The sequence below is a fragment of the Mycobacterium sp. E2462 genome (genome assembly GCF_001672685.1).
In the GTDB taxonomy this organism is placed as follows: Bacteria; Actinomycetota; Actinomycetes; order Mycobacteriales; family Mycobacteriaceae; genus Mycobacterium.
Window position 1 is genome coordinate 1 of the sequence record NZ_LZKC01000182.1, and the last position, 4,422, is coordinate 4,422.

Here is a 4,422-nt window from a genome sequence, read left to right on the forward strand (position 1 = left end):
TCTTCCTACTTGATCTTCGTTCGCATGGGGTGGGGAAAGTAGTGGGTGCTCAGTCGGGCAACTGAGCCTCGGCCGCGGCCAGCCGGGACGAGAGCGTCCCGTCGATCACCTCGTCGGCGACGGAGATGAGCAGCCCGCCGAGCAGCTCCGGCTCGATCTGCAGCTGCACCGTCACCGGGTGGCCGTAGATGCGGGCGAGCACGTCGGCGAGGCGGGTGCGCTGCTCGTCGCTGAGTTCGGCCGCCGCGCTGACCTGCGCGACGACCTCACCGCGGCGCGCCACCGCGGCGGCGGCCAGGAACTCGATGGCCGACTCGGCCGGCTCGCCGCGCAGCAGCTGGACCGTCTGGGTGAGCAGCGACTCGACGATGGGGTTGACGCGGCCGCTTGCGCCTTCAAGGACGTTGTGCAGCAACTGGACTCGGCCTTCCACCGGAACGGCGAAGTCGCCCAGCAGGATGGCCAACCGGGGTTGCGCGTCCAGGATGCGGGAGAACCGGAAAAGCTGTTCTTCGACCTCGTCGACCTTGTCCTCGCGCTCGGCCACTTCCAGCAAGGCCTGTCGCGACACGTGCTCGATGGCGTCGACGAGATCGGAGTTCGCCGACCACCGCTCGGCCACCGCCGAGCGCAGGACGTCGAGCGTCACGTCACCGACCTTGCCGGACAGCAACTGCTCGATCAGCCGAACCCGGGGGCCGGACTCCTCGGCGGGAACCGTCAGGTAGCGCAGGACGACGATCTCCCGGTCCAACAGCTGCGCCACCGCGACCAATTCGCTGGACAGCGTCGAGAGCGCCTTGTTGTCAAGGTCTTTGGCGACAGCACCGAACTTGTCGGACAGACTGGCCAAGGCCTGCCGGCTGGCCGACCGCATCTTCGACGCGAGCGGGTACCGCACGTCGGCTGACGCCGGCGCCATCTGCTCCAGGTCGTCCAGGAACCGGTCGACGGTGCCGGATTGCTGCTCGGCGTCGGCCACGTAGTTGCGCACCAGTTCGCCCGCCTGCCGCACGGCCTCGTGGCCAAGCTCCAGGCGCAGCTGACGACTCAGTTGCGTCCGCAGCAGATCGACCTGGCGGCCGCCTTGGGACTTGATGCGCTCGGCCTCCACCTCGGACTGCGCCTGCAGTTGCTCGGCGATGCGCGCCGCGTCCGTCTCGGCCTCTTCGACGAGCCGCTTCGACTCCGCCTTGGCGGATTCGACGGCCTTACTGTGGGCCGTCGTCGACTCGGTGAGCCGATCCGACGCCGCGGCAGCATCTTTGAGCTGCTGACGCACGGTCTCTTGCCGAGCGGTCATCATCCGACGCACCGGCGGCACGACGTAGCGCACCACCAGCAGCACGATGGCGGCGAAGCCGATCAGCTGCCCGATGAAGGTCGACCAATTCCCCATGTGTGTTTTACCTACTCGTCGCGGTCCCGGGAGCAACTTCGACGCCGAGGATCCGGCTGGCCAGCGTCGCCGACAGGCTGGCCACGTTGGCGCGCAGATCGAGCTCCACGGAGTCTCTTTCCCGCTTCAATTGCTCGGCGGCCTGCTGCAGCGTCGTCGACACCTGCTGCTCGGCCTGGGCGCGCGCGTCCTCGACCACCTTACGGCCCTCGGCGCGGGCGTTGTCGCGCAGCGACGACGCCTGCACACGGGCATCCGTCATAGCTTCTTCGTAGTCGGCCTGGGCAGCCTCGAACTGCTCGGCGGCCTTCTTGTTGTCGGCCGCGGTCTTGGCGACCATGGCGTCGCGCTCGCGCAACACCCGCATGACCGGCGGCACGACGAACGTGCTGATGATGCCGAGCACGACCAAGAAGATGGCCAGCACGAAGAAGAACGTGCCGTTGGGGACGAGGAAGTTGTTACCTCCCTCGGCCACCACCCGGCCGGATGCCATTACGCTGCGGCTCGCGTCACCCATCACAGCGAATTAGGTGCCGACCGGTGTGGCGAACACGAACAGCGCCATGAACGCCAGGTTAATGAAGTAGGCCGCCTCGACCAGACCGACGGTGATGAAGAACGGCGTGAACAGCCGGCCTTGCGCCTCGGGTTGCCGGGCGATGCCCGCGACCAGCGCGTTACCGGCGATGCCGTCACCGATACCGGCACCGATCGCGCCGCCGCCCATGATGAGTCCACCGCCGATGAGTGCAGCGGCAGCGACTTGGGGATCCAGAGCCATTCTTATCCTCCTTGATATCTGGTAGCGGTCTACCAGGCCTCTGTAATGGTGCGTGGGACAAAACAATTCACGATGGCCTCAGTCATGGTGATCGTCGATCTCCATGGCCTGGCTGAAGTACAGGATCGTCAGGATCGAGAAGATGAAGGCCTGGATGGCGCCGACGAACAGGTCGAACGCCTTCCAGATCGCGTTGGGCGCCCACATGATGTAGGGCGGGAACAGCGCGATGAGCGCGACCAGGATGCCGCCGGCGAAGATGTTGCCGAAGAGTCGCAGCGACAACGAGATCGGCTTGGCGAGTTCCTCGACGAGGTTGATCGGCGCCAGGAAGGCCACGTGGCCCTTGAGGACGGCGAGCGGGTGCCCGACGATGCCGCGGCGCCAGATGCCCGCCACGTGGTAGCAGACGAATACGAACAGGGCCAGTGCCAGAACGTAGTTGATGTCGGCGGCCGCCGACTTCAACAGCTCGGTGGTGCGCCCCGCCTTATCGGTGTACTGCAGCGGCAGCACGGACAGCCAGTTCGAGATCAGGATGAACACGAAGATGGTGACGGCCAGCGGCAGTACGAACGGCGCGATGCGCATGCCGATCGCGCTTTCGATCTGGTCGCGCATCTGGACGGTGATGGCCTCCCAGAACAGCTGGACGCCGCTGGGCACGCCGGTCGATGTGATCTTGGCGCGCAGGAAAAACGCCAACGCGAGCACGATCACGGCCGCGATACCCGTCGCCAGGATCGTGTCGGTGTTGACGGTCAGGCCCAGCCAGGTGGCCTTGTTGTGCTCGCCGACCTCGATGGCGGACTCGGCGAGAAACGTCGTGTCAGTCATCGCTGGTGGTCCTTCCTTCCGTTCCTTCCGATCTCGCGATCACGCCGCCCTCGGGCGCGTCCGCGGATCCGGGCTCCAAATCCCCCGCGCGCAGCTTCTTCCACACGGGCAGCGCTGTGGACGCAACCAGCAGGACCTGGAAGAGCGCCAACCCGAACAGGACGCCCAGGCCGCTCGGCCGGAACAGGAACGCGATGATCAGCCCCAGCACGGTGATGACGGCCAGCCGCGTCGCGGAATTCACGGCCATGGTGCTCTTCAGCGGATGGTCCTTGGCGGTGATGGACGCGACCGAGCGCCGGACCAGCACCGCGTTGAGTAAACCCAGCAACAGCCCGACGCCGAAGAAGACGCCGACCATCAAGTGGCCTGACATGGCCGCCAGGGCCACGGCCACCGCCGTGAGGGCAACGCTGATAGCGAACAGCCGAACCGGACGGAAAGCAACAGAGGGGAACACCAACGGCGCATCCTGCGCTGGTGTCGTCACCGCAGCACCTCAATCCCAGTTTGGTTGGAACTTAGACCCCCCCGACCGACTGATCGGTGGCCCGCCGAGCGTATCGCACGTCACAGTGGAATTACCCAAGGGGTAGCTCCCGGCATCAGTCGTCCACCGGCCCGATCGGATAGCCCTCCGAGAGACCGGCAACCTGAACGGTTTTTTGGGGTTCTACCAGCACCGTACCACATCGCAGACCCCACTACTACCGGCTGTCGTAGCCTTCGTCTTCGTCGTCGTCGCGGCGGCGCAGCAGCGGGATGGCCGTGGCGATGCCCGCGACGGCGATGGCGCCCAGCATCACCGCGGCGGTGTCCCGGGGGTTGAAGAAGATCGTGCTCGCCGCGCCGAACGCGACGATGCCCACCCACAGGTAGATCAACAGCACCACCCGGCGGTGCGAGTGGCCGATCTGCAGCAATCGGTGATGCAGATGCATCTTGTCGGGGCTGAACGCGCTGCGCCCCGCGCGGGTGCGGCGCACGATCGCCAGCAGCAGGTCGAGCATCGGCACGAACATCACCGCGACCACCAGCAGAAACGGTGACAGCAGCGCGAACACGTCGCGGGCACCGTAGGCGTTCTGCGACACCGGTCCCGCGGCCGTCGTGGAGGCCGCGGCGAGCATCAGCCCGATCAGCATCGAGCCCGAGTCGCCCATGAAGATCTTGGCTTTGTGAAAGTTGTGCGGCAGGAAGCCCAGGCAGGCCCCCGCCAGCACCACCGAGATCACCGCGGGCGGGTAGAACAACACGTCGCCGCCGTGATCGCGCAGCAGCCCGACCGAGAACATGCAGATGGCCATGGCGGTGATCAGCCCGAGCCCGGCGGCCAGCCCGTCGAGCCCGTCGACGAAGTTCATGGCGTTGACGATCGAGACCGTCAACGCCAGTGTGAGCA

At 66.2% G+C, this 4,422-nt stretch carries 6 protein-coding genes; all 6 read right to left on the reverse strand.

The window, feature by feature from the left end:
- Positions 1 to 49: 49 nt before the first annotated feature.
- Positions 50 to 1,399: a F0F1 ATP synthase subunit B/delta gene (locus A5714_RS08830; protein ID WP_068284611.1), complete on the reverse strand. Its 1,350-nt coding sequence runs from the start codon at positions 1,397 to 1,399 to the stop codon at positions 50 to 52.
- 7 nt (positions 1,400 to 1,406) lie between these two features.
- Positions 1,407 to 1,919 (reverse strand): F0F1 ATP synthase subunit B, encoded by a 513-nt coding sequence (locus A5714_RS08835; protein ID WP_068073127.1) that lies wholly within the window; start codon positions 1,917 to 1,919, stop codon positions 1,407 to 1,409.
- Between the two features lie 9 nt (positions 1,920 to 1,928).
- Positions 1,929 to 2,177 carry a F0F1 ATP synthase subunit C gene (locus A5714_RS08840; protein ID WP_156671142.1) on the reverse strand — a complete coding sequence of 83 codons (249 nt, stop codon included), beginning with the start codon at positions 2,175 to 2,177 and terminating at the stop codon, positions 1,929 to 1,931.
- 84 nt (positions 2,178 to 2,261) lie between these two features.
- A complete protein-coding gene (gene atpB, locus A5714_RS08845) occupies positions 2,262 to 3,020 on the reverse strand; it encodes a F0F1 ATP synthase subunit A (protein WP_068073131.1) in 759 nt (252 codons plus the stop codon).
- Positions 3,013 to 3,510: an ATP synthase subunit I gene (locus A5714_RS08850; RefSeq protein ID WP_068284612.1), complete on the reverse strand. Its 498-nt coding sequence runs from the start codon at positions 3,508 to 3,510 to the stop codon at positions 3,013 to 3,015. Before A5714_RS08850 ends, atpB begins: the two co-directional genes overlap by 8 nt.
- A 217-nt stretch (positions 3,511 to 3,727) precedes the next feature.
- Positions 3,728 to 4,422: MraY family glycosyltransferase (locus A5714_RS08855; RefSeq protein WP_197513624.1), on the reverse strand; the 695-nt coding region annotated here is incomplete at its 5' end.

Bases quoted from the DNA above. Each gene is read 5' to 3' on its own strand.
- A5714_RS08830 (WP_068284611.1), bottom strand. From the start codon at position 1,399: ATGGGGAATTGGTCGACCTTCATCGGGCAGCTGATCGGCTTCGCCGCC.
- A5714_RS08835 (WP_068073127.1), bottom strand. From the start codon at position 1,919: ATGGGTGACGCGAGCCGCAGCGTAATGGCATCCGGCCGGGTGGTGGCC.
- atpB (WP_068073131.1), bottom strand. From the start codon at position 3,020: ATGACTGACACGACGTTTCTCGCCGAGTCCGCCATCGAGGTCGGCGAG.